This is a genomic window from Bradyrhizobium sp. AZCC 1678, from assembly GCF_036924765.1.
Taxonomy (GTDB): Bacteria; Pseudomonadota; Alphaproteobacteria; order Rhizobiales; family Xanthobacteraceae; genus Bradyrhizobium; species Bradyrhizobium algeriense.
Genome location: NZ_JAZHSE010000001.1, coordinates 7,339,342 through 7,362,836 on the forward strand (window position 1 = coordinate 7,339,342; position 23,495 = coordinate 7,362,836).

The 23,495-nt window shown below is 62.2% G+C and carries 30 protein-coding genes; 16 read left to right on the forward strand and 14 right to left on the reverse strand.

The window, feature by feature from the left end; genetic code table 11:
* Positions 1–138 precede the first annotated feature (138 nt).
* The 3 genes from V1294_RS34935 to V1294_RS34945 all read left to right on the forward strand — a co-directional run bounded on the left by V1294_RS34935 (position 139) and on the right by V1294_RS34945 (position 1,725).
* Positions 139–1,089 carry a D-cysteine desulfhydrase family protein gene (locus tag V1294_RS34935; RefSeq protein ID WP_334504956.1) on the forward strand — a complete coding sequence of 317 codons (951 nt, stop codon included), beginning with the start codon at positions 139–141 and terminating at the stop codon, positions 1,087–1,089.
* An 84-nt stretch (positions 1,090–1,173) separates the two neighbouring features.
* Positions 1,174–1,425: a hypothetical protein gene (locus tag V1294_RS34940; RefSeq protein WP_334503694.1), complete on the forward strand. Its 252-nt coding sequence runs from the start codon at positions 1,174–1,176 to the stop codon at positions 1,423–1,425.
* A 111-nt stretch (positions 1,426–1,536) separates the two neighbouring features.
* Positions 1,537–1,725: a hypothetical protein gene (locus V1294_RS34945; protein WP_334503695.1), complete on the forward strand. Its 189-nt coding sequence runs from the start codon at positions 1,537–1,539 to the stop codon at positions 1,723–1,725.
* A 159-nt stretch (positions 1,726–1,884) separates the two neighbouring features.
* Here V1294_RS34945 and V1294_RS34950 read toward each other — a convergent pair whose 3' ends face one another.
* The 3 genes from V1294_RS34950 to V1294_RS34960 form a co-directional block, all read right to left on the reverse strand.
* On the reverse strand, positions 1,885–2,061 hold the full coding sequence (locus V1294_RS34950; protein ID WP_171985690.1) for a hypothetical protein: 177 nt from the start codon (positions 2,059–2,061) through the stop codon (positions 1,885–1,887).
* Between the two features lie 494 nt (positions 2,062–2,555).
* On the reverse strand, positions 2,556–3,542 hold the full coding sequence (locus V1294_RS34955; RefSeq protein WP_334485123.1) for a transporter substrate-binding domain-containing protein: 987 nt from the start codon (positions 3,540–3,542) through the stop codon (positions 2,556–2,558).
* 1,844 nt (positions 3,543–5,386) lie between these two features.
* Positions 5,387–5,566, reverse strand: a complete 180-nt coding sequence (locus V1294_RS34960) for a hypothetical protein (RefSeq protein WP_334485125.1) — start codon at positions 5,564–5,566, stop codon at positions 5,387–5,389.
* 339 nt (positions 5,567–5,905) lie between these two features.
* Here V1294_RS34960 and V1294_RS34965 point away from each other — a divergent pair, with 339 nt between their 5' ends.
* From V1294_RS34965 to V1294_RS34990, 6 genes are all read left to right on the forward strand, one after another.
* Entirely contained in the window at positions 5,906–6,355 is a 450-nt protein-coding gene (locus V1294_RS34965; RefSeq protein ID WP_108522012.1) for a nuclear transport factor 2 family protein, read from the forward strand.
* 238 nt (positions 6,356–6,593) lie between these two features.
* Positions 6,594–6,860: a hypothetical protein gene (locus V1294_RS34970; protein WP_334504959.1), complete on the forward strand. Its 267-nt coding sequence runs from the start codon at positions 6,594–6,596 to the stop codon at positions 6,858–6,860.
* Between the two features lie 185 nt (positions 6,861–7,045).
* Entirely contained in the window at positions 7,046–7,480 is a 435-nt protein-coding gene (locus V1294_RS34975) for a nuclear transport factor 2 family protein (protein ID WP_334503699.1), read from the forward strand.
* A gap of 248 nt (positions 7,481–7,728) precedes the next feature.
* Positions 7,729–8,631: a hypothetical protein gene (locus V1294_RS34980; RefSeq protein ID WP_334503701.1), complete on the forward strand. Its 903-nt coding sequence runs from the start codon at positions 7,729–7,731 to the stop codon at positions 8,629–8,631.
* Between the two features lie 182 nt (positions 8,632–8,813).
* Positions 8,814–9,230, forward strand: coding sequence for a hypothetical protein (locus V1294_RS34985; RefSeq protein ID WP_108522014.1), 417 nt, complete (start codon positions 8,814–8,816; stop codon positions 9,228–9,230).
* 157 nt (positions 9,231–9,387) lie between these two features.
* A complete protein-coding gene (locus tag V1294_RS34990) occupies positions 9,388–9,525 on the forward strand; it encodes a hypothetical protein (RefSeq protein ID WP_156438246.1) in 138 nt (45 codons plus the stop codon).
* A 48-nt stretch (positions 9,526–9,573) separates the two neighbouring features.
* Here V1294_RS34990 and V1294_RS34995 read toward each other — a convergent pair whose 3' ends face one another.
* From V1294_RS34995 to V1294_RS35005, 3 genes are all read right to left on the reverse strand, one after another.
* Entirely contained in the window at positions 9,574–9,723 is a 150-nt protein-coding gene (locus V1294_RS34995; RefSeq protein ID WP_334505014.1) for a hypothetical protein, read from the reverse strand.
* Positions 9,724–9,883: 160 nt separating this feature from the next.
* Entirely contained in the window at positions 9,884–10,363 is a 480-nt protein-coding gene (locus V1294_RS35000) for a MaoC family dehydratase (RefSeq protein ID WP_334503704.1), read from the reverse strand.
* 2 nt (positions 10,364–10,365) lie between these two features.
* A complete protein-coding gene (locus V1294_RS35005) occupies positions 10,366–10,827 on the reverse strand; it encodes a MaoC family dehydratase (RefSeq protein WP_334503706.1) in 462 nt (153 codons plus the stop codon).
* 205 nt (positions 10,828–11,032) lie between these two features.
* Here V1294_RS35005 and V1294_RS35010 point away from each other — a divergent pair, with 205 nt between their 5' ends.
* Entirely contained in the window at positions 11,033–11,326 is a 294-nt protein-coding gene (locus V1294_RS35010) for a DUF4282 domain-containing protein (protein WP_334485138.1), read from the forward strand.
* Positions 11,327–11,456: 130 nt separating this feature from the next.
* Here the strand turns inward: V1294_RS35010 and ychF are convergent, their stop codons facing one another.
* The 4 genes from ychF to V1294_RS35030 all read right to left on the reverse strand — a co-directional run bounded on the left by ychF (position 11,457) and on the right by V1294_RS35030 (position 14,718).
* Positions 11,457–12,554, reverse strand: a complete 1,098-nt coding sequence (gene ychF / locus V1294_RS35015) for a redox-regulated ATPase YchF (protein ID WP_334489960.1) — start codon at positions 12,552–12,554, stop codon at positions 11,457–11,459.
* A gap of 144 nt (positions 12,555–12,698) precedes the next feature.
* Positions 12,699–13,313, reverse strand: a complete 615-nt coding sequence (gene pth / locus V1294_RS35020) for an aminoacyl-tRNA hydrolase (protein WP_334503708.1) — start codon at positions 13,311–13,313, stop codon at positions 12,699–12,701.
* A 21-nt stretch (positions 13,314–13,334) separates the two neighbouring features.
* Entirely contained in the window at positions 13,335–14,057 is a 723-nt protein-coding gene (locus V1294_RS35025; protein ID WP_334485142.1) for a 50S ribosomal protein L25/general stress protein Ctc, read from the reverse strand.
* Between the two features lie 379 nt (positions 14,058–14,436).
* The gene (locus tag V1294_RS35030) at positions 14,437–14,718 is read right to left on the reverse strand and encodes an accessory factor UbiK family protein (protein ID WP_334503710.1); all 282 of its coding nucleotides are present in this window, start codon (positions 14,716–14,718) and stop codon (positions 14,437–14,439) included.
* 195 nt (positions 14,719–14,913) lie between these two features.
* Between V1294_RS35030 and V1294_RS35035 the strand changes: the two genes are divergently transcribed.
* From V1294_RS35035 to pgeF, 4 genes are read left to right on the forward strand one after another with little or no spacing between them, the layout of a single operon-like run.
* Positions 14,914–15,648, forward strand: a complete 735-nt coding sequence (locus V1294_RS35035; protein ID WP_334503712.1) for a dienelactone hydrolase family protein — start codon at positions 14,914–14,916, stop codon at positions 15,646–15,648.
* A gap of 12 nt (positions 15,649–15,660) precedes the next feature.
* Positions 15,661–16,506, forward strand: coding sequence for a prolipoprotein diacylglyceryl transferase (gene lgt, locus V1294_RS35040; protein ID WP_334503714.1), 846 nt, complete (start codon positions 15,661–15,663; stop codon positions 16,504–16,506).
* An 8-nt stretch (positions 16,507–16,514) separates the two neighbouring features.
* Positions 16,515–17,642 (forward strand): class I SAM-dependent methyltransferase, encoded by a 1,128-nt coding sequence (locus V1294_RS35045; RefSeq protein ID WP_334485148.1) that lies wholly within the window; start codon positions 16,515–16,517, stop codon positions 17,640–17,642.
* Entirely contained in the window at positions 17,639–18,406 is a 768-nt protein-coding gene (gene pgeF, locus V1294_RS35050; RefSeq protein ID WP_334485150.1) for a peptidoglycan editing factor PgeF, read from the forward strand. Before V1294_RS35045 ends, pgeF begins: the two co-directional genes overlap by 4 nt.
* A 2-nt stretch (positions 18,407–18,408) precedes the next feature.
* Here the strand turns inward: pgeF and V1294_RS35055 are convergent, their stop codons facing one another.
* Genes V1294_RS35055 through V1294_RS35065 form a run of 3 tightly spaced genes read right to left on the reverse strand, consistent with a single transcriptional unit; the run spans position 18,409 to position 21,193 of the window.
* Positions 18,409–19,362 carry a PDR/VanB family oxidoreductase gene (locus V1294_RS35055; RefSeq protein WP_334503716.1) on the reverse strand — a complete coding sequence of 318 codons (954 nt, stop codon included), beginning with the start codon at positions 19,360–19,362 and terminating at the stop codon, positions 18,409–18,411.
* On the reverse strand, positions 19,362–19,880 hold the full coding sequence (locus V1294_RS35060; RefSeq protein ID WP_334503719.1) for an MOSC domain-containing protein: 519 nt from the start codon (positions 19,878–19,880) through the stop codon (positions 19,362–19,364). The genes V1294_RS35055 and V1294_RS35060 overlap by 1 nt, the downstream gene beginning before the upstream one ends.
* Positions 19,880–21,193 (reverse strand): MFS transporter, encoded by a 1,314-nt coding sequence (locus V1294_RS35065; protein ID WP_334503722.1) that lies wholly within the window; start codon positions 21,191–21,193, stop codon positions 19,880–19,882. The genes V1294_RS35060 and V1294_RS35065 overlap by 1 nt, the downstream gene beginning before the upstream one ends.
* Before the next feature lie 486 nt (positions 21,194–21,679).
* Here V1294_RS35065 and V1294_RS35070 point away from each other — a divergent pair, with 486 nt between their 5' ends.
* Positions 21,680–22,282 (forward strand): helix-turn-helix domain-containing protein, encoded by a 603-nt coding sequence (locus V1294_RS35070; protein ID WP_334503724.1) that lies wholly within the window; start codon positions 21,680–21,682, stop codon positions 22,280–22,282.
* Here V1294_RS35070 and V1294_RS35075 read toward each other — a convergent pair.
* Complete coding sequence (locus V1294_RS35075; protein ID WP_334503727.1) at positions 22,251–22,646, reverse strand: alcohol dehydrogenase catalytic domain-containing protein; 396 nt, start codon at positions 22,644–22,646, stop codon at positions 22,251–22,253. The genes V1294_RS35070 and V1294_RS35075 overlap by 32 nt on opposite strands.
* A 134-nt stretch (positions 22,647–22,780) precedes the next feature.
* Here V1294_RS35075 and V1294_RS35080 point away from each other — a divergent pair, with 134 nt between their 5' ends.
* Complete coding sequence (locus V1294_RS35080; protein WP_334485163.1) at positions 22,781–23,398, forward strand: hypothetical protein; 618 nt, start codon at positions 22,781–22,783, stop codon at positions 23,396–23,398.
* The last annotated feature ends 97 nt before the right edge of the window (positions 23,399–23,495 follow it).

Here is a 23,495-nt window from a genome sequence, read left to right on the forward strand (position 1 = left end):
TTGGGTCAATTGCGTCGGCTGGACCCACCATTGTTGAATGTCACTTGCAAATCAGACGGACAGAACGATGCAAATTGATCGCAGGCCGTTATCCGACCGACTCGCCGCCTTCCCTCGCTTGGGGTTAGCCAACTGCCGATCCCGCTCGAGCCGATGACGCGGCTGACGGCGCATCTCGGCGGCCCGCGGCTGTGGGTCAAGTGCGAAGATGCGACAAGGCTCGGTTTTGGCGGCAACAAGTTGCGCAAGCTCGACTATGTCCTGCATGAGGCCCTTGCGAGCGGCGCCGATACGATCGTCTCGGGCGGCGTCGTGCAGTCGAACAGCCAGCGGCAGGTCGCGGCGGTGGCGGCAAAGCTCGGCCTCGCGTGCCATCTTGCGGTCTACCACGGCCGGCTCGAACCGCCGACGCCGGAATACAAGACCTCGGGCAACGCGTTTCTCAATCGGCTGTTCGGCGCGCATCTCCATGACGTGCCTTGGACCGGTGACCGCAATGCCGCCATTCGCACGCTCGTCGGCGATCTCCAGGCGAAGGGTCACAAGCCGTACTTTGTGCCCTACGGCGTCTCGAATGCGCTGGGCGCCGTCGCCTATGCCACGACGATTGCCGAGATCGAACCGCAGGCCGCGCGATTGGGTTTTGCACAGGCCGCTATCGTGCACTGCACCGGAAGCGCCGGCACGCAGGCGGGCCTCGTCGCCGGCGCCGCCGTGGCGATGCCCAACACAGGGATCGTCGGGATTGATATCGACGCCGAGCCCGCGCGGGCGCGCGCCGATGTCGTGACGTTTGCGCGCGAAGCGTCCGATCTGCTTGATATTCCCTTCGACGAAGCAAGCGTGGAAGTCGTCGCGGGTCATGCGGGCCCTGCCTACGGCGTCCCGCACGAAGCCACCATTGAAGCGATCCGCCTCGCCGGCCGGCTCGAGGCGCTTCCGCTCGATCCCGTCTATTCCGGCAAAGGACTCGCAGGCCTGATCGCCCTGATCCGCCAGGGGCTCTGGCGCAACGACGAGGATATCATCTTCCTGCACACCGGCGGCGCTCCGGCGCTCTTCGCCTACCAGAGCGCACTCGGCATCTGAACTGGGTCGCGGTTGTACGGCTCGGAAATGGTCCGCTTGTCGGGGTAGACCGCAATCGACGGGTGAGCGGTCAAAAGATCGCGGATGACCCGCAGCAGACGAGCGGAAGCTCGCGAGCGACCATCCACCAAATTCCGAAAAAATTCGGAGCTGTGCGCCGATCACGGTGAACGAGCCGAAGTAAATGGTCGCGACGAGAACCGCTCTTTGGGGTTGACTGGTCCAAAAATCATGAACGAGCAGATAAGCGAACAGAGCGCCTATCGTTACAAATGCCAAAGCAAACGCCACGGGTCATGGCAAAATGTCGTGCAAACAGCGGTGGTTGAAGGTTAGTCTCTTTTGGTTCCTGTTCAAGCCGGTCGGCCTGATCAGCTGGTCATGGACGTTCTTCGCCTAGAGCTCGTTCTTTGCATCGGCGACAGGCTTCGGATCGAGGAGAATGCCATGCCCGAAGCACAAAGCGACATTGACTATACAGTTGATATCCGCAGACACGAGACGACATTCCGTGCGAATACTGCCAAGGGAGAGGAATTCCTCGGCGGCGTTGACCTCACCATGTCCAATGAGGAAGCACATACATTCATACAGGATGCCCGGGCGGCAGGGCTGACGGTCAAACCGTTTTTCTAACGACTTCGCAACCCCAATCAAATCATCCACTCATCAGATGAATGGCATAGGATGATCGCGGACGACCAAACCATCCGCTGGCTGTGGTGTCGCTTGGATCGCGATACTGCCGGCCGTTTGACGTAACGTGCGTGGAGGATATATCACGAGGGGTACGGGCTAATAGGTTAGGACAAGCAGGCGTTGCACAATCGCGCCTAAGCAAACGAGCACCACCAGCAATTTGAGGAGGTTTGCCAATCGGCCGTCGGTAGCAAACTTGTCGATGGCCCAAAAACAGATTGCGCCCACGACCACAATGATCAGAACGCCAATTAGAACTGAAATGATCGCCATGAGTTATCCTTGGACTTGCTGCTGCCGGGTGCAGCATCCCGAGGCACCGGCCGGGCGTCAAGGGCAAGTCGTGCTAGTTTCGTTGAATTGAGGCTACAAATTCGGGAGCTCCCGCTGGCTGGCTCGTGCCATCAGTTATCCATCAGCGTGCCGATAAGCCTTAGTAGCGCCTGGTGCTCTGGGCCGTTTGCACCGTCTCGGAGGAATTTGCCGATATCCGTGTGGAGATTTGTCCGCCAGAGCTCACGTTTGGCTCGTGTTTCACGACCGGCAACTTCGACGCCGGATCGCGCGTCCACAGCCAAGCGTCGCCATTGCTGCTTTGGTACAAAAGTCGCATACCACTTAATCGAGAGATCGCGCCGCGCGGTTCCTGATTTCACATAGCACCGTCGTGTTGACCTGCCGCAAGCGGCGGAATGGCGCCTTTCCACTCGCGCACGGCCTGCGGAACTTGAGATAACACTGAAAGCGGATGGGGGTCGCACGGTCAGTTAGGGAGATCGTGCATTTCCAAGGGTTTGGAACAGCGTTTGTCGCCACCAATCGCTTTCGATCTGATCGAGCACGGCGAGATCGAGCATTGGCCGCAAGGTACTGCCCTTCGGCAGCACGATTGCATAGCTCTCGCTGCTGAAGCTGGTGTCGACAATACGAACCGAGGCCGAGAAATCCTTCCGGACGGTCCAGGTCAGAAGCGGTTTGTCATGGACGAAGGCATCGATCGCGCCGCGGCTCAATGCAGATAGGCCGCTTTGAGGGTCCGGAAATGCTCGAAAGGAAAGTTGCTGACGAGTTAGGTAGTCGGTTGTCGCAGAGTTCGCGACGGCGCCGACGCGCACGGATCGTAAGTCGTTGAAGCCGTGAACGGCGCCTTCGAGCCCTCGGCGCGTGAGGGTGGAGGTGATACCTGCGGTGAACACGGCTATGGCGATGACGGAAGCGATCATCCACCCGGTTGCGACGATTCGCCCTGGAAGAGTTGCCGGCGCATTCTGAGCAGCTCCCGCCTGTGTCATGGCGATAGTCGACCACCAGAAGCTGGAGCCGAGCCCCTTGGCTCCTCCGCCGAAATGTTCCGTTTTCCGGCGTTCCAGTAGCCAAATGAGGAAGCCGACCGCCATCGCAAAACAAAGCAGTACCGCGACAGCCTGGAAGAAGCCGAAGGAAAGAAGTGCCCGCCCGATCGATACCCAGGCGCTTTCATTGATGGGCACCGCAATCCCAAGTCCGGTGTTGTAGAAGGGTTGCGTAAAATCGACGCTGCGTGCGCGCCCAGCGGTCACAGTTACTGCCGCGACACCGGCGTCAAGGGTGCCCTTCGCGACGTCATCCAGCAGATCCTGCACGTTCTGGGTCTCGACCAAGCGAAAGCGCAGATGCGCTCCAGCAGCGATTTTTCTCCAAAGTTCGATGCTGATACCGCCCCAGCTCCCATCCGGCTGCTTCATCGCGAAGGGCGGGGCCTCCTTGGTCGCCACTACCAATTCTCTGTCAGGGACTGTGCCTTGGGCTCGAACGGCGTTGCAGTCGAGCGCAAGCACCGCCAGCGACAGAACGCATAGCAGGAGCGGTCGAACTGACGAAATCGCTGGTTTGCCTTGAGAGGCCCGATCTCGCCGCGCTAAACGGCTAAGGGCTTCCGGAGCGAAATCCAGCCCGTCAGAAGCGCCACGGTGCGGGACTGCCGGAGATTCCTCGAACGAACTCATAGCGGACCTTAACTTAATACGTATTGGAGATCGGCCGACGGAAGCATTGCTATTTGGCGGCATTTCGTCATCAGGCGGAGCGCCGACCAGTTCGGCCCGATGCGGAACCGACGCGCCGGAACGAGGTCAAGCTTTCGAGAAGCGGTGACGCGGTGAATATCGGCTTCAACGTACGCTCAACCCGCCCCTCCGCCGACCCATAGCAGACCAATTCAACTGTTCCTTGGGAACTCGTCGCACCTATGGCCGGCGTATCCCCGTAACCCTTGAAGAATGGATGGCGCACCTTGCTCTCGGCTGACCTGACCGGTACTCGATCTCGGCGAGCAGCTCGGGCTCCACCCAGTGCCCTTATGGGCGATGCTGACCTGTATCGACGCGAGCGCCTTAACAGCAACTACGGATTAACATGCCACGTATCCTTCTCGCTTCTCTTACATTCCTCGCGATCACCTTGGTGCTTTTGCTTCACGCGACACACCACGGCGCGCACGCAAATTCGCATTGCGGCTTTTGGACCGAGATTGAGGCAGGACTGTCGTGTCGCTAGTTAGGCAAGTGTCCAATCGATCGGTGGCCAGTCAGATCTCGGCTTTCAAATTCTTGAAAGCATCCTGAATGTATTTGGCCAGCGGCGCTTGCCGTCCTGCTCGATCCACGCGTCGACGGCGAGCCGCAGCCCCTCGAGCCGCCTACGCCTCTTTCGCGAGAACACTACTACCGATTGCGTTGCTTGCCGGGCAAATCACACATGGCTTGGTCCAGTCCTCGTCGCGAAAATAATTCGCTTCGCGGTTACCCCAAATCACCTCTACAACTCCCGCCATCCCGCACCCGCTAGAGGGGCGTATCGCGATCGTCACGGACGTTGGGTGCGGGATGCGATGGACGCGGCAGCGTTGGGCGCGCGAGGGGTCGCAGGGCGGATTTTCCGTGAGCGATTATCCGGCGCGCAGACGACCGGCGCTTAAACGCCTTCGCCAGGATTTTGGTCGGCAGCACATGAGCCGGTCGAAGCGTTTTGGTGGAGGAAGCCGCGGACGGCAAAGGCGTGTGGTTCTGGCACCCGTGGCTGGTGTCAAGCTGATGGAGATTTGTCGGCCCCAACCGGGCTAATCGCCAATCCGTCAGCGACGGTGGCAAGAGGAATTCGTCGCCGGGAAGAGCGCGCTATAAGCCGTAAAACCATTGCGCAGGGAAGGCCGGGTGTTCCGGCGCACCTTGCAGTCACCCGTGTGCATTTTGTGCGCACGACTGCGGGTGCTGAGGGCACCCGGCTTTCCCTGCGCCCTCTTCGTTTTTCGAGGGCATCGCCGATCGCATGACTTCGGGCGCGTCGCGCCGCGAGAATGCGAAGGCGTGTCTCCTTGTAGGATAGGTGGAGCGAAGCGAAACCCATCGCGCGCTGCGTCCATCACGATTGATGGGTATCGCTTCGCTCCACCCATCCTGCGGTTCTAGCTGTTTGACATTCGAATCCGAAATCGCAGCCGCGTCATTGCCTGCGACAAACGCGAAGCGTTTGCGCAAGGGAGCGAAGCGACGAAGCAATCCATTCTTTCTTTACAGCCTGTGGATTGCTTCGCTTCGCTCGCAATGACGGCGCCGCCGCCTCACCCCGACCGGCGGTTGCTCGTGTTCTGCGTCATGTTGCCGTGCTCGGCCTGTTCGCGGATGTTGTTCTTCTCGTCGTCGCGATGGCCCTTGGTGGTATCGAGCGGAACGCTGGGCGCGCTGCCAGGGCCCTTGTGGCTCTGGTTATCTTGCGGGACGGGCGGAACGGGTTTCGTCATCATGGTCTCCGTTATCAATCGAAAGCAACGCCGGCCGTGGAGGGATCGTTCCCCGGAACGGTTGCATGCAACGGCGCATGCATTGTCGCCGGCCGCAAAAACCCATGCCACCGATTTCGGCGCGGCTCGGTGATCTTCGAACAGAAGGACGCCCCCGGAAGCGGCGCTCGGAAAGCAATAAGATACCGCCCCGCGCCCCTTCCCGCCGCACGGCCCGTAGCAGTGAACCATTTCGAAACCATCGCGACAGATACTTTAGTTCCTTTGGCTGATACTTCTGCCGTTCCGTTCACAATGGGGCCGGCCGCAAGAGCCGATCGAGCACAGGTAGGTGGGCGAATGACCGAGGGATCAAATCGTCAGCACGTGCTGGATTTCCTCAACGTCCTGTATTCCGGCGATGTCGAGGCCGCGCTGGAGCGCTGCACCGACGACATCGAATTCCTCGCCAACGCCCCGATCGACATCCTGCCGCACATGGGCCATCGCCGCGGCAAGGCCGAAATGCGCGAGATGTGGAATGCGGTGCGCGCCCGCTATTCCGAGCTGCGCTGCGAGGTGCCGATGCTGGTCACCGAGAACGACAAGGCGTCCGCGTTCATCCGCGTGTTCTTCCGCAAGAACATCAATCAGCGCATGGTGCAGTTCGACATCGCCGGCTTCTACACACTGCGCAACGGCAAGATCAGCCATATCAGGGAAGTCATCGACACCTTCGATCTGGTCCAGCAACTGCTCGAACGCGATATCGCCGCGATCCTGACCGGCAGGCGGCCGGACCCGATCTAGCGTCTACGCACTCCGTCATTCCGGGGCGCGTCGAAGACGCGAACCTCAGATGTGCAATTGCACATCGGGGAATCTCGAGATTCCACAATGTGCAATTGCACATTGGGGTTCGATGCTACGCATCGCCCCGGAATGACAGATGAAATGCGGAACGCTTCGCCGGATATTCCAAACGCCATTGAACCTGATCGCGTCCTCCGTGACACACCACAAGGCTGTTTCCGGACACGAAGAACACATGAAGATCGCATTGCTGACCTTGCTTGGTTTGGCGTTGGGGACCTTGGGAGGCGCGGCACTGGGCATCGGGGCCGGCCTCGCCTGGGTGCAAATCTTCAAAACCACGAGTTTTGAAGGCTATAGCGGGATGCTGGTGTTCTTCACCTTCATGCCGCTGGGGGCCGCGATCGGCGGCATTGGCGGCGCCCTGCTGTTCGGCATCATCGCCGTTCGCGACGCCGAAATCGCTATCGAGCGGCAGCCGCTGCGCGGTCATGACCGTTAAGTGATCGGCAAACGGCCGGAAACCGCCGCATTTGTGCAATGCAAAAACGGCAATTGCGTTTTGGCCATGGTCCTCTATTTGTAGCTGCAACAGTGAAGTTCAGCATTTCGGCCCGGCGTCGATGAAGACGCCCCATTTGGGCGCGACTGCTGTTTTGAAAATCCAGTTTCAAGGACCAGACCAAAATGACAGAGCATAGTCTCTGGCGTTTTTCGCGCGCGTTGCATCGCGCGATCAACGAACGCCAGCCCGCCGATCTTGAAGCCCTGCTCGACGAGGACGTTGACTGGGCGATCTTTGGCCCGATCGACATGTACCCGTTCTTCGGCTCGCGCCGCGGCAAGGCGGCCGTGATCGATGTGATCAGGCAGATCGCCGACAACTTCCGCGTCCACCGCTTCGACCGCGAATCGATCATGCTGGGCGTGGATTCGGCCGCTTCGATGATGCGCTATTCGCTGACCGCGCTGGATTCGAACAAGCCGATCAGCCTGCGCATCGCCCATTTCGCCCAGTTCAGGGCCGGCCGCCTGACCAATTTCCGCGTGCTGGTCGATACCTTCGATCTGGTCGAGCAGACCGTGGGCTATCCGATCCACCTGCCGCGCATGGCGGTCTAGCTCACGTCAATCGATTCCAATCGTCATGCCCGGGCGCGCAAATCGCATCTTCGCGCCTGGGCATCCACGTCTTCCTTCGCCAGCCCCAAGGGGGCGTGGATGGCCGGGTCATCTGGCGCTATGACGCGCTGTGCCCGGCCATGACGTTCGCGTGAAGCGAGCAAGATCGTTGCACCCGCCATAATTTCGCGACAGAGCGAACGCATTCTGGGCGAGACTTGGAATGCGGGCGGGCAATGATTCCCAAAATGCGATTTGGCTGGGCACGGCTGCCATTGCTGGCGGCCGGCATCACTTTGGCTTCGATACTGGCGGCAGCGGCACAAACGCCGCCGGCGGACGACGATGCGGACATGCCTGAGGCGGAAGAGACCGAGGCGGCTCCCAGCGTCAACGACGTCGACATCATGAAGGACATCGACGTCAGCAAGCTCGACTGGAGCCTGCTCAATGTCGATGCGTCGACCATGACCGGTCCGGCGCCGAAGGGAAGCGGCGCGTCGAAAGCCGCCGGCAGCGCGGAAGCCGCGTGGTCCGCCAATGAAAGGGCGAACGGCACGTCCGCGGTGTCGGTCAAGCAATCCATCACGCCGTTCTGGGACACGCGCATCGGCGCCGACATGACGGTCGCACGGCAAGGCACGGCGACGACATCCGAACTGCTCTCGGAAAAACTCGCCAATGGCGGCAGCCTGCCGCAATCGTCCGGCACCGCATGGGCGGCGATCACGGCCCCCGGCGTTGCCTCGATCTGGGACAAGACCTCGGTCGAAGCCCGCGTCGATCCCGGATCCGAGCAGAGCAGGCTCGGCACCTCCTTGAGCAAATCGCTGCCGCTCAGCGAGCAATATTCGGTGACCCTGAAGAACGACTACAACCTGATCCAGCAGGGCATCGTGCCGGTGCCCGGCATCGTCAGCCATCCGGCCCGCAGCTATGAGACCGATCAATCCGCGAGGCTCAGCATCAGCGACACCGGCACCAGCCTGATCGCCGGGCAGACCCTTTCGACCTCGGATGACAAATGGCTGCGCAAGGTCGGCGCCGAGCAAAAGCTGTTCGACGGCGTCACAATCTCGGGCTCGATCGGCGAAACGCCGTCCGGCGCCGCCAACAAGAGCCTCAGCGCAGGGTTCAAACGCAGCTGGTAAGGCCCGGAATTGTCCCGATTTGACGCGTTTTCCGGCCTGGACACGCCGCCCCCCGAGAATGATCCAGCATTGCCGCAGATTGGCCAAGATGCGGCCAAAATCGGCAGCGCAGATGGGAACGCTCCACTTCGTCGTGCGGGGGACGTCCGCGCTCGCCTGAAAGCGAAACAGAGGAATTGCCGATGAACGCCACCATTCGCCCCGAACAGATTGATGAAACCCCGGAGGTCGACAACGATCTCGCCGCCGTATCAGAAGTCGAGGCCGGCATCCGCGAATTCGTTCGCAACGACATCGCCTATCTGCGCCGCCCCGCGGTCGCCCCGGACACCGCGCCGCTCGATCCGAACGCGGAAGCCACCGTCAACAACGTCAATTCGCTGATCCAGCGGGTCGCCGGTACCTCGCTTGCGGAAATCGAGAAGCTGATTTCCGAACTCGAAAGCCTCCGCGACCTGCTGCATGCCGAAGGCCAGCGCGTCCAGCGCGAAATCTCGGGCTATGCCCAGCTCAGCCAGGCCGCGATGAAGTCGACGCGCATGATCTCCGACAACGTCACGCAGTGGAAGCGCGCCGCCGACGGTCTGCGCAACAGCTAAGCGCGATCGTTGCAAAAATCTAACACTCCGCCGCGTTCCGTAACTGAGCGCGGCGGTTTTGTTTGGCTGTGCTCGATCTGAACTTTATAAACACGCTCGCGTCCAAAGACGGATGTCGTCACGTGACGGCAGGCACCTTTTGGGGACACTACCTGCGATGCAAAACGTTCAGCCAGACAACATGAATTCAATGCCGCTGCGGCAATCGTCGCACAGCATGGGCACGATCGTGATCCGCTTCGTCGGACTGCTGACGCTTGCGGTCGTGGCAATGACGCTGATCTGGAGCCGCTGAACTTCTTCAGCGCTCTTGGCTATCAGATCATTGCGATCCGATCCGCAACTACTGGCGGACGAACGCGGTGTCCTCGATCGTGTAGACGCCGTCGGCGTAGCTTTTCACCACCATCGTGGCGGTCAGCATCACCGCCATCGTGACGGTTGCGAAAATAAAGCCGACGAATTTCAGGCTGCCGCGATCTGCCATCGTCATCCCCTCGGTACTTCCCCTGAGAAGCATTTGGCAGGCAGAAAGTTCAAAATGCGTTAGCAAATAATCCGTTCCATGGAGTCATGGATTACGAGGAGCTAACGGCACAATTCGCTAACCATGTTCCGGCCCCCGGGCATGACGCGGTGAGAGCAGCCTTCCCTCAACCCGCCTTCCGTCGCGGCACGAAGGCGGTTGCGAGGAAAGAATACGCCACTTCGCCGCGCTGGTTGATACCGGTATTGCGGGCCTGCACGATGCCCCATTCGGGACGCTTCTCCGAGGTCCGCTTGGTTTCAACTACACTGGAAAAGTGGATAGTGTCGCCGGCCAGCACCGGCTTGATCCAGCGCAATTCACGAAAGCCAGGCGACGGCCCCCACACCGCGACCTCCTCGCCGCGCGCGACAGCCTCGGCCGTCAAGCGCTTGCCGTCGGCGACCAGGAGCTTCATGCAGACCGCGGCGACGTGCCAACCCGATGCAGCCAGCCCCCCGAACAGGGATTTGCGCCCCTCTTCCTCATCGAGGTGAAAGCGCTGCGGGTCGAACTGGGCGGCAAACTTCTTGATGTCGTCGGCGGTGAAGGTGAACGAGCCGAACTCGCGCCGCGCGCCAATCTCGATGTCCTCGAAGAAACGCATCGCTACTTCGCCCCCGCCTCAGTGCGCCGGCGCACGATGATCGGCGACTCCATCTCGCACAGCACCATGCCGGCCGCGTTGCGGATCGTCCCCTTGAAGGTCACGATGCCGGTCTCGGGACGGCTCTTCGAAATCCTGGCCTCCGCGACATCGACATCCAGCGTCAGGTCATCGCCCGGTCGGAGCGGCGCCAGCCAGCGCATCTCGTTGACGCCGGGCGAGCCGAGCGAGGCGGTACGGCCGATAAAGCCGTCGAACAGCATCCGCATCATGATCGAGCCGAGATGCCAGCCCGAACCGGACAGGCCCTTCAGCATCGACGCCTTGGCCGCCTCCTCGTCCAGATGCATCGGCTGCGGATCGAATTCGGCGGCAAAGGCCAAAATCTCCTCGCGCGTGACGTGGCGCGGTCCGAATGTGCCGAAATGGCCGGGCGCGAAATCTTCGAAGGTCAGCGTTGTCATCTATCATCGATTTGGATTGAGGATTACGGCGGGGAAGCCTGAATGTGGCCGTTATTTGCAGCAATCTCAACCCGTCCACCCGCATGGCTCGTTCGCCAGAGGCGAGTACCGTTCCCGGCGCTCGGCCCTGACTTGCCCGAAGCAATTTTCGGGGCTAGCCCTGTGCCATCTGGGACCAGGTTTTTGACTCGCCGGAGAACCATCGATGCTCGATTTTCAGGATCTGTTTCAGTGGGACCGCTTCATCACGCCCACGATCATCAAGACCTTCTACTGGCTGGTCATCAGCTTGATCGTTCTGTTCGGCCTGTCCGGGATCTTCTCGGCACTTGCCGCGATGGCGATCAGCCCGTTCGGCGGATTCATCCTGCTGTTGTCCTCGATCGCCGGCGTCGTGGTCGGCGTGGTGTTTTCACGCATCGCCGCGGAATTCATCCTGATCGTCTTCCGCATCAACGAGCATCTCGGCGCAATCCGCGATCAGGGGCAGATGCGGTAACCCCCTCACCGTCATTGCGAGCGAAGCGAAGCAATCCACCTCTCCACCCGGGGATAGATGGATTGCTTCGTCGCTTCGCTCCCTTGCGCAAACGCTTCGCGTTTGTCGCAGGCAATGACGTGGAGGGTTCTCAGTTATTAAACCTGAAATGCATCACGTCGCCGTCGGCGACGACATATTCCTTGCCTTCCAGCCTGAGCTTACCGGCGTCGCGGGCGCCGGCTTCGCCGTTCAGCGCGACGTAATCGGCATAGGCGATGGTCTCGGCCCGGATAAAGCCCTTCTCGAAATCGGTATGGATCACGCCGGCCGACGCGGGCGCCTTGGTGCCGCGGTGGATGGTCCAGGCGCGGGCCTCCTTCGGGCCCACGGTGAAATAGGTGATGAGGTCGAGCAGCTGGTAGCCGGCGCGAATCAGGCGGTCGAGGCCGGCCTCTTCAAGACCAAGCGTCTCCAAAAAATCGGCGCGCTCCTCGCGTGACAGGGTCGCGATCTCGGATTCGATCTTGGCCGAGATCACCACCGCGACCGCGCCTTCCTTCTGTGCGTGCTCGAACACCTGTTTTGAGAAGCTATTGCCGTCCTTGGCCGAACCTTCCTCGACATTGCAGACATAGAGCACCGGCTTCGACGTCAGGAGGCCCAGCATGCCGAAGGCGCGCTCTTCCTCCGGCTTGCGCTCCAGAAACCGCGCCGGCCTGCCGTCGCGCAGCAGCACCAATGCGCGGTTGACGAGGTCGAGCGCTTCCTTGGCGTCCTTGTCGTTGCCCTTGGCCTTCTTGGCGAGATTGTCGACGCGCTTTTCAAGGCTGTCGAGGTCGGCGAGCATCAGTTCGGTTTCGATGGTCTCGATGTCGGCCAATGGCGCGATCTTGCCTTCGACATGGGTAATGTCGGAATCCTCGAAACAGCGCACCACATGCGCGACCGCGTCGACCTCGCGAATGGTGGCGAGGAACTGGTTGCCGAGGCCTTCGCCCTTCGACGCGCCACGGACGAGGCCCGCAATATCGACGAAGGTCAATCGCGTCGGGATGATCTGCGCGGAGCCTGCGATGGCAGACAGTTTATCGAGCCTGGGATCAGGCACGGCGACCTCGCCGACATTCGGCTCAATGGTGCAGAACGGATAATTCGCCGCCTGCGCCGCTGCCGTCTCGGTCAGCGCGTTGAACAGCGTCGACTTGCCGACATTGGGCAGGCCAACGATACCGCATTTGAATCCCATTTCGTCCTCTGTATCCGTATTCGTCATGCCCAGGCTTGTCCCGGGCATCCACGTTCTCGACTTCCGCCAGCAAAGACGTGGATGGCCGGGACATCTGCGCGAAGACGCGCTTCGCGCTTTGGCCCGGCCATGACGGTGAATAGATCAGGCCGGCTTGTCGCCGCCGTCTTCCTCTTTGTCGAAAATTCCCTTGGCCTGCAGCGCCAGGTGAACCTTGTTCTGGAACGTCGAATCCTTGCCCGTCGCCAGCAAGCCCGCATTGTCGGCCACCGCTTCGCACAGCGCTTCCACCCAGGGGCGGTCGCTCTTGGCGAAATCCGATAGCACGTGGCTGTGCACCAGCCCCTTGACGCCGGGATGACCGATCCCGAGCCGCACCCGGCGGTAGTCGTTGCCGATATGCGAGGAGATCGAACGCAGCCCGTTATGACCGGCGATGCCGCCGCCGATCTTGACGCGCACCTTCGCCGCCGGCAGTTCGAGTTCGTCCTGAAACACGGTGATCTCGCCGGCGGACAGTTTGAAGAAGTTCGCGGCTTCCTGAACCGCGCGCCCGGACTCGTTCATGTAGGTGGTCGGCCGCAGCAGAACGACCTTCTCGCGATCGAGCGTGCCTTCGGAAGTCTCGCCCTGAAAACGGCGGCGCCACGGTGCGAAACCGTGACGCCGCGCAATTTCATCGACGGCCATGAACCCGATGTTGTGCCGGTTGTTCGCGTATTTCGAACCGGGGTTACCGAGACCGACAAACAGGCGCATGACGCGGCATCCTGCCGCTGCTTACTTCTTCTTGTCGCCACCAGCCGGCGCTTTCGCGCCAGCCGCCGGAGCCGCAGCACCTGCCGCAGGAGCAGCAGCCGGCGCCGCAGCGGCACCCGCCGCCGGAGCGGCCGTGCCTGAAGCCGCAGCAGCCGCCGCAGCCTTCTGTTCTTCGGCGTAGCCGGACGGCGGCACGATGGTCACCAGCGTCGCGTCCTCACGCGACAGCGCCTTCACGCCGGTCGGCAGCTTGATGTCCGAGAGATGCAGCGAGTAGCTGATTTCGAGCGCGCCGGCATCGGCTTCGAGGTACTGCGGGATGTTATCGACCGAGCATTCGAGGTCGACGGTGTGGGTGACGATGTTGATGGTACCGCCGCGCTTGACGCCGGGCGAGGTTTCGCCGTTCACGACGTGCAGGGGGACGCTCACGCGGATGGTCGCGCCTTCGCCGAGGCGCATGAAATCGACATGCAACGGGAAGTCACGGACCGGATCGAGGTGGAAGTCGCGCGGAATCACGCGGTGCTTCTTGCCCTCGAGATCGATGTCGTAAATCGTGGTCAGGAAGCGGCCGGCCAGAATGCGCTGGCGCAGTTCCTTGTCGTCGACCGAAATGGTCACGGGGGGCTGGTTGTTGCCATAGATCACTCCGGGCACTCTCCCGGCGCGACGCTCTGCCCGGGCGGCCCCCTTGCCGCTCTGCGGACGCGCGGTCGCCTTCAATTCCTTGACGGTCGCCATCGTGTTAAGTCCTTGTTTTCTAAAAAGTTAAAGGCCGCATCGCGGCCCGCTGGCGTCCCACAGCAAGCCTCCAGGGGTGCGGGGGCTGCGGACGTGGCGGGCTTTTAGCCCCAAAGGGACGAAATGACAAGGAAATGAAGGGATTTTTTGGCGGGTTGGCCGCCCTCCCCTGGAGGGGTCCGAGACGAGCGGAGCTCGCTCGTGGGTCGGCTCGCATCGCAAGATGCGAGACGGGGTGGGGTGATCTCTCAACTCGGGCACTGTCGGGTGTGGAGAGACCGTCACCCCACCCCGCCGCGCGCTTCGCGCCCGTCGACCCAAGAGCGAGCTTCGCTCGTCTCGACCCCTCCAGGGGAGGGTGCCCCCTACCCGCCCGTCTTCAGACTGCGCCGGCATCCGGCGCGGCCGGCGAAATGCCGAGCTTGGCTTCCAGCGCCGCGATCCGGCTCTTGAGCGCCTCGTTCTCCTCGCGCGCCAGGCGGGCCATGTCCTTGACCGCGTCGAACTCCTCGCGCTTGACGAGGTCGAGGTCGCGCAGGATGCGTTCGGCCTGGTTGCGCATGACCGTATCGACCTCGCGCTTGACGCCCTGGGCGGCGCCGGCGGCGTCGTTCATCAAACGGCCGATCTCGTCGAAAAACCGATTGCTGGTCTGGGTCATCTGAAAACGCTCCGGTCGCTGCAAATTGATCGTCACCGACATGACAATGGCAATCCCCAGAGCGGGGTTCAAGGGCAAGGTTCAAGTGCGCGGTTCAAGACTGACGGCCGTTCGCCTTGTCATGCCCGCCTTTCCTTGCAATCGTATCGAACGTCCAGCCAGCCCCCCAGAGTCACAAAGCAAGAAGAAGCGCCCATGATCGACCAGCAGATCGATATTGCGACCAAGGACGGCAAGACCACGACCTTCATCACCCATCCCGAACGCGGCGGGCCGTTTCCGGTCATCATCTTCTACATGGATGCGCCGGCGATCCGCGAGGAACTGCGCGACATGGCGCGGCGGCTCGGCACCTCGGGTTACTACGTGATGCTGCCCAATATGTATTACCGCTCCGGCGTCATGGAGCTCGGACCGATCCCGCCGGATCCGGAAGCGCCCGAGCGCAAGCGGATGTTCGGCTTCATGAACTCCATCAACATTCCCATGGTGATGGAAGACACCAAGGCGCTGCTCGCCTATGCCGAGACGCAGGAAGCGGCGAATACAAAGATCGTCGGCAGCCTCGGCTACTGCATGAGCGGCCGCTACGCGGTCAACGCGGCGACGCATTTTCCGGATCGCGTGAAGGCGGCGGCTTCGATCTACGGCACCCATCTTGCGACCGACCAGCCCGACAGCCCGCATCTCGCTGCAAGCAAGACCAAGGCCGAACTCTATTTCGCCTGCGCCGAGACCGACATCTATGCGCCGCAGGAGACTATCGACAAGGTAGCAGCCGGCATGAAGGGATCGAACAACGAGGTCGAGATCTACCCTGGCACCCATCACGGTTTCGCCTTCCCGAAGCGTCCGGTCTATCACCGCGATGCCGCCGAGCGGCATTGGGAGCGGCTGCTGGCGCTCTATCGCCGCAACCTCGTGCCGTAGGCATCGCACCGGATGCCCTTCCTCACCATCACCTTTCCGGTAATCGATCCCGTCGCCATCTCGATCGGACCGCTCGCGATCCGATGGTATGCGCTGGCCTATATCAGCGGCATCGTGATCGGATGGATATATGCGCGCGCGCTGATCAGAAGCGAGAAATTGTGGGGCGGGCCGGCGCCGATCGCGCCCGTGCAACTCGACGACTTCATTCTCTGGGTCACCCTCGGCATCATCCTCGGCGGCCGCACCGGCTATGTGCTGTTCTACAATCCCGCCTTCTTCATCGAGCATCCCGCCGCCATTCTCAAATTATGGGAGGGCGGCATGTCCTTTCACGGCGGCTTTCTCGGCTGCGTCGCCGCGGTGATGCTGTTTGCGCTCAAGAACAATATCCCCATCCTGTCGCTTGGCGACATCACGACCGCGGTCGCTCCGATCGGAATATTCCTCGGGCGCCTCGCCAACTTCATCAAAGGCGAGTTGTGGGGGCGGGAGGCGGATGCCAGCGTGCCCTGGAGAATGGTCTTTCCCGATGACGCGAAACAACTTTTCCGCCATCCAAGCCAGCTCTACGAAGCGGCGCTCGAGGGTATCCTGCTGTTTGCGATCCTGGCGATCATGGTCCGGATGGGCGCGTTGAAGCGGCCGGGCCTGATCCTCGGCAGCTTCATCACGATTTACGCGCTTGCGCGCATTACCGGCGAATTCTTCCGTGAACCGGACCCGCAGCTCGGATTTTTGTGGGGTGGGCTGACCATGGGTATGCTTTTGTCGGTACCCATGATCATTGTCGGGGCCATCCTGATCATGAAGGCATGGCGCCGCAAGGCGCCGGAGCATATAGAGAAGTCGATTTAAGGCAGGCCGTGACCGAATTCTCGCCGTTGCAGTCGGAGATCCACAAGTTGATCCGATCGTCAGGACCGATGCCGGTCTGGCGGTACATGGAATTGTGCCTGATGCATCCCGAGCACGGCTATTACGTGTCGCGCGATCCATTGGGCCGCGAGGGCGATTTCACCACCGCGCCCGAGGTCAGCCAGATGTTCGGCGAACTGCTCGGCCTGTGGACGGCCTCGGTATGGAAGGCAATCGGGTCGCCGCCGATGCTGCGGCTGGTCGAACTCGGCCCCGGCCGCGGCACCATGATGGCGGATGCGCTCCGCGCGGTCCGGGTGCTGCCGCCGCTCTATCAATCGCTCCATATCGATCTCGTCGAGATCAACCCCGTGCTGCGCGAAAAACAGCGCGCGATGCTGTCAGGCGCCCGCAACATCAGCTGGCATGACAGCATCGACGACGTGCCCGAGGGCCCCGCGGTCATTCTGGCCAACGAATATTTCGACGTGCTGCCGATCCATCAGGTGGTCAAGCGCGAGACCGGCTGGCATGAGCGCGTCGTCAACCTCGACGCCAATGGCAAGCTGGTATTCGCAGCTTCCGACGAGCCGATGCCGCGCTTCGAGGTGTTGCTGCCGCCGCTGGTGCGCGCCGCCCCTGTCGGCGCCGTGTTCGAATGGCGGCCGGACACCGAAATGATGAAGATCGCGACGCGGGTGCGCGACCAGGACGGCGCGGCGCTGATCATCGATTACGGCCATCTGCGCAGCGACGCCGGCGACACCTTCCAGGCGATCGCCCGCCACAGCTTTGCCGATCCCCTGAGGAATCCCGGCCAGGCCGACGTCACCGCCCATGTCGATTTCCAGGCGCTGGCGCGCGCCGCGGAAGATGTCGGCGCGCGCGTTCACGGCCCGGTGACGCAGGGCGAATTCCTCAAGCGGCTCGGCATCGAGACGCGGGCCGTCACGCTAATGGGAAAAACCACGCCGGAAGTTTCCGCCGATATTTCCGCCGCGCTGAAGCGCCTGACCGACAGCGGTCGCGGCGGTATGGGATCGATGTTCAAGGTGCTTGCGGTCACCGAACCCAACCTCACCTCGGTCGCGGGCCTCAGCGACGAACCGCCGGCGCCTGGAGATGAAACAGCATGACGTTCGGATCGTCGCTGCTCGCAGCCATTCCCGGGCTGCGCCACGCGTTCTTCACCCGCGAGGGCGGGATATCCAGCGGAATTTACCAAAGCCTCAATGGCGGACTCGGCTCCAATGACGACCCGGCCAGTGTCGCGGAAAATCGCCGCCGGATGGCCGAGCAAATGGGCGTTGCGCCCGAGCGCCTGCTCAGCGCGCACCAGATCCATTCGCCCGACGTCGTGGTGGCGACCGGACCATGGCAGGGCGACAAACCGCGCGCTGACGCACTCGTCACAAGCACCGAAGGCATCGCCATCGGCGTCACCGCCGCGGATTGCGGACCCGTTCTGTTTGCCGACGCAAGCGCGCGCGTGATCGGCGCGGCGCATGCCGGCTGGAAGGGCGCGCTGACGGGCGTGCTGGAATCGACCATCGAGGCGATGGAAAAGCTCGGCGCTGACCGCTCCGGCATCGTCGCCGCCATCGGCCCGCTGATCCGCCAGCACTCCTATGAGGTCGGCAGCGAATTCGTCGAGCGTTTTCTGGACGCTGACGCGGAGAATGCCGTGTTCTTCATCCCCTCGGTTCGATCAGGCCATGCCATGTTCGATCTCGCCGGCTTCATCCGCATGCGGCTGGAGAATGCCGGCGTGCTTGTCATCGACGATATCGGCGTCGATACCTATTCCGACGAGCGCTTCTACAGCTACCGCCGCTCGGTGCACCGGAAAGAACCGGACTACGGCCGCCACGTCCACGCGATTGCGCTGGCGCGCGAGTAGCGTCAGAGGTCCAGAACCAGGCGCACGCCCGCCGATCCGGCGACGCAGACCATCAGGCTGCGGGCGCGCTCGGCCGGCGATAGCACGCGGTCGCGATGCACGGGGCTGCCCTCGAGCCAGTCGACCTTGCACGCGCCGCAAATGCCGCCGCAGCACGATGCCGGAATGTCGATGCCGAGATCGAGAAGTGCGGCGAGCATGGTTTGTCCGGGCTCGACGCGAGTTTCGATCTGCGAGCGCGCCAGCGCAAGCGTGTACGGCCGTGAATTGGGATCAGCCGGCAATGCCGGCGGCACGAAGCGCTCGACATGGACGCGCTCTCCCGGCCAGTCACGCGAAGCCCGCTCGAAGTCGTCGATCATGCCGGCGGGGCCGCAACATCCGATCGCCGTTTTGGGCGCCGGCAGGCCGATCAGTGCGGCAAGATCCGGCCGTCCGGCTGTAGCCGTATCGTGCAGGATCACATGCCCGCTTTGCACGAATGGCGCCACCTGGCGCGCCAGCGGCGGCTCGCCGCGCGTCAGCAGGTGCAGCGTGAAGTCCGGCCGCCCGATCCGCAGCAGCAACGCTGCCGCTGACAAGAACGGCGTGATGCCGATGCCGCCCGCGACGAAGATGAAGCGGGAGATCGCCGCGTCCAAAACCAATCCGCCGCGCGGCAGCGAAACGCCGATCACGTCGCCGACCCTGACCTGATCGTGCAGCTTCGCCGAGCCGCCGCGCCCGGCCGGCTCGCGCTTGACGGCCACGCGATAGCATTTGTTGTCGGCGGGGTCGTTGCACAGCGAATAGGTTCGAACCATTCCGCCGGGCAGACGCAAATCGATATGCGCACCGGCGCGAAAGGGCGGCAGCTCCCAGCAGTCGGGGTCGACCAGTGAGAATAATTTGACGTCCGGCCCGGCGTCCTCGATGGACTCGACGATCGTCGTGACCGTCGTGATCGGAACAGCCATCACTGGAAATTCCGCACGGCGTCGCCGATGCGCACGATCCCGCCCTTGAGGATCTTGCAGTTGAGCCCGGATCGGTTGATCAGCGGATCGAAAATCGCCTTGCCGGTGATCTCCTCGATGTGCCGGCAAGGGATCGACAGCCGCGTCGCTTCCAGCAGCGTTTCCCCGAGCCAGAAGCGACGTCCGACCAGATGGGTGAGCGGCACGCCTTCGACGGTGACGTTGCGCCGGTGTTCCTCAGGTCCCAGCTCGATACTGGTGTCGCGCTTCAGCGCCACCAGCGTTTCGAACTCGAACAGTGTCACCTGCCGTCCCTCTTCGGGCTTGTGCGAATAAAAGCCCGCTTCCCGACCGATCATGTAGCGATCGCCCTCGATGCCCTTGCCTTCGACCAGCTTGATCTCGTGCATCTCGCGCATCGGCAGGAAGGCACGCGGCGTAACATGGAGGTGGCGGACGACGCCGGTCCAGCCCGGCACAACCGCGCCGCGGTCGGATGTCTGGATGGTATCGAGCATCACGTCAGCTCCTTGTTGGCCGTTTCCGGTGCAACGGATGTCGCGATCGCGGTGATCAGCGCGCAGGCGATCAGGAACAGCGAGACCGGCCAGGTGGCGCCGCCGGCCCAGGTCATCAGTGACGCTGCGATCAGCGGGCTCAGTCCGCCGCTCAAGGCCGCACCGACCTGGAAGCCGAGCGAGGCGCCGGTATAGCGCAGCCGTGCGGTGAACAGTTCGGAATACCAGGGCGCCCCGATGCCGAACATCACCATCTGGCCAAAGCTGATCGCAACCACGATGGTCAGGATCACGATCGTCGGATCGCGGGTGTCGAGCAGCCAGAACAGCGGGAATGCGAATAGTGCCGAGAACAGACAGCTGGCATAGAACATCGTCTTGCGGCCGAGCTTGTCCGACATCCACCCAAACAGGGGAATCGAGAACAGCGCGACGAACGACGCAATGAATGCGCCGTTGAGGATCAGCCCGCGCGATAGTCCGAGACGCGAGGTTGCATACGACATCACGAAGACGCCGGCGATACTGGCATAGGCGATCTCCGAGATCTTCAGGCACACCGCGGTGAAGAACGGGCGGCGATGATATTTGAAGACGTCGAGGACCGGCATCCTTGCGACCTCGTTCCTCGCCTTGAGCTGACGGAAGGCCGGCGTCTCCTCCATGCGCAGCCGTATCCACAGGCCGACGCCGACCAGGAGCACGGAGATCAGGAACGGAATGCGCCATCCCCACGCCATGAATTCGCTCTCCGGCAGCTGCGACACCAGCGCGAACATGCCGATCGCCGCCAGGTTTCCGATGGGATTGCCGACCTGAACCATGCTGCCGAACAATCCGCGCCGGTGCTTCGGCGCGTTCTCGACGACCATCAGCACGGCGCCGCCCCACTCGCCGCCGAGGCCGATGCCTTGCAGGAAGCGCAACACGACCAGCAACACCGGAGCCGCGACGCCGATCTGCTGATAGGTCGGCAACAAACCGATCAGGAAAGTGCCGAGCCCCATGACGATGATCGTAACGGCGAGCATCGCCTTGCGGCCGACCTTGTCGCCGAAATGGCCGAAGATCGCGGCACCCAGCGGCCGGGCCAGGAAGCCGACGGCATAGGTGCCGAAGGCGGCAATGGTCGCCAGCGCCGGATCGCCAGCGGCGAAAAACACCTTGTTGAACACCAGCGCGGTCGCGGCACCGTAGATCAGGAAGTCGTACCACTCGACGGCGGTGCCGATCACGCTCGACCACACGATACGCCGCAGATTTGCGGCGTCGTCCGGGACGCTAGCGGCGGAGAATCCTTCTGCAACAGTCATCGGTCGCTCCTTGAAAAGACATGTTCAGTTTCAGGCGCAGTTTTCCGTTCCGCATCGCGGCTCCCCGCGGCGCAGTTCAGTCGTCTCAGGAATTTTCGCTGGTTCAGCCGCCCCAGCGTGGACGTTGACGCTCGGGGTGCGGCTGCAACCGCCGCGATCTCCGCGCCGGAAAAAGCTGCAGCAAAGGATCGCCCCTCGAACCTCCGTGCGTGTTCGAAAGCGACCATGTTTACTTATAGAAATCAACGTCGCGAAAAGCGGCATTTGGCGAGGAAGTCGGCAAAAGGCAGGGAATGCTAAATAAATAGCCTAAGACAGCGGATTTTCGCACATCATTGCCTATATTTTCCCAGCCCTTGCTGTAAATTCCTGCAATGCAAATGTTTACTGATAGGACGATATCGGCCATCCCGCTTTCGTTGTATGCGTATCGGTGCCCGATGCCCGGAACCGCACCAGCTGGACGATCCTGGAAGGAGATCCGCTTTGCTTGATGTCAGCAGGACTGCCGGAGTGGGCCTCAATCTGCGCAGATTGCGCGCGGCCAGGGGACTGACGCTGGACCGGCTCGCCAGCATGAGCGAGCTCACGCGCGGCTATATCTCGTTGGTCGAGCGCGGTCTGAAGGCGCCGTCGATTGCGGCGCTGCTTCGCATGGCCGCGGCACTGGACGTCAACGTCGCTTATTTCTTCGATCCGAAATCGAGCGCCGCGCCGCGCTACACCGTCCACCGGCATCAGGAAGAAGGTGCCGATCCCATGAAGAATGGATCGTTCGGACTGATGGCTTTGGCAGCCGCGCGTCCGCACAAGAGCATGGAGCCGTTTCTGTTCATGCCACCGTTCAAGTCGTCACGGAATTCGACCGCCGCAAACAAGACGATTCAACGGGCGTTCCATTCCGGCGAGGAGATGCTGTTCGTCGTCAGCGGGCGGGTCGCGATCGAGCTCGATGGTGAAGAGCTCAAGCTCGAAAAGGGCGATTGCCTGTATTTCTCCGGGGAGATGCCGCACCAGGTGCACAGCCTGGGCCGGCAGAAGGCGGAAGTCCTTGTGGTTATTGCGGCTGGCCGGACCGAGCCAGGTTAAAGGCAGACCGTGATATCGCTGCCCTTGCCGACGCGGAGAATGGCAAGCGACTGATTCCTACCGCACCTTCAACACCACCTTGCCCCGCTGTCCGGACTTCGCACCGGCACGCCCGAACATCTGCACCGTGGTCAGCCCGACGAGCGGCAGCGAAGCCGCTGGCGTCGAACCCGAACGGACGGGGCAGTTGATATTTCGAGACGCGCTTCAGGTCACCATGCACGATCTTGAAGTCGATCGGATTGAGGCTGGCGGCATGAATTTCGATTCTGACGTCGTCGGGGCCCGGGACCGGATCGGCGATTTCGGCAAGGCGGACTTGGTCGGCGATCGCGCCATAGCCGTCGAGGACAAAGGCTCGCATGGATCATCCCTGCGGAGTTGAAGAATTCTGGCAACAACAAGGTGAACGGGCGCGAGCCCGACGCAATCTTTTTGGGGGGCCGGTGCAGCCGCTGCCCTAGACCTTAACACATTTTAACGATATCGCAGGGAACAATGAGCAACACCGTTCCAGCTTCGTGCCTGCAAGCGCCGCGCGCCATGATCGCGGCAGTGCTGCTTGTCGTCGCCTCGGCGCTCGGCGGCTGTGCCGGCGGAGGCGCAGCCAGCGGCTCGTATGCGATGGTTTCGACGGGCAGCGGTCCGACCGTGGCGTTCGAATCGATCGACGGCCCGCCGCCGCAGGTGTTCGACCGGATGGTCAGCGTGCTCGACAGCGAATCGAAGCTGCGCAACCTGTCGATCGTCTCCCGCGAGGGCGGGGCTTCCTACCGCGTGCGCGGCTATCTCTCGGCGCAGGTGGTGCGCGGCAAGACCGTGATCGCCTGGGTCTGGGACGTCTACGACAACAACCAGCAGCGCGCGCTGCGGCTTTCCGGCGAAGAAGCGGCCGGCAAGGCCGGACGCGACGCCTGGGCGGCGGCCGACGACCTCGTATTGCGCAAGATCGCGCAGGCCGGCCTCAGTGGTCTGTCAGGTATGATTAACGGAATTCCAGATGCCGCGCCGGCCCCGGCCCCCGAGCGCCGCGGTCCCGCAGTCGCGAGTGTGGAAAGCGCCGTACCCGCGCAGGATGCGCTCGCCGTCACCTCGCTCAGCTACAGCGCCCAATAGGCGCCCCCGTAAAAGTCACGTATTTGCCGTTTTTTGACCGGGAAAACCGGGCCGACGGGTTGCCAGCCAAGCCACCCGCCTGATATCTCCTCGCCCA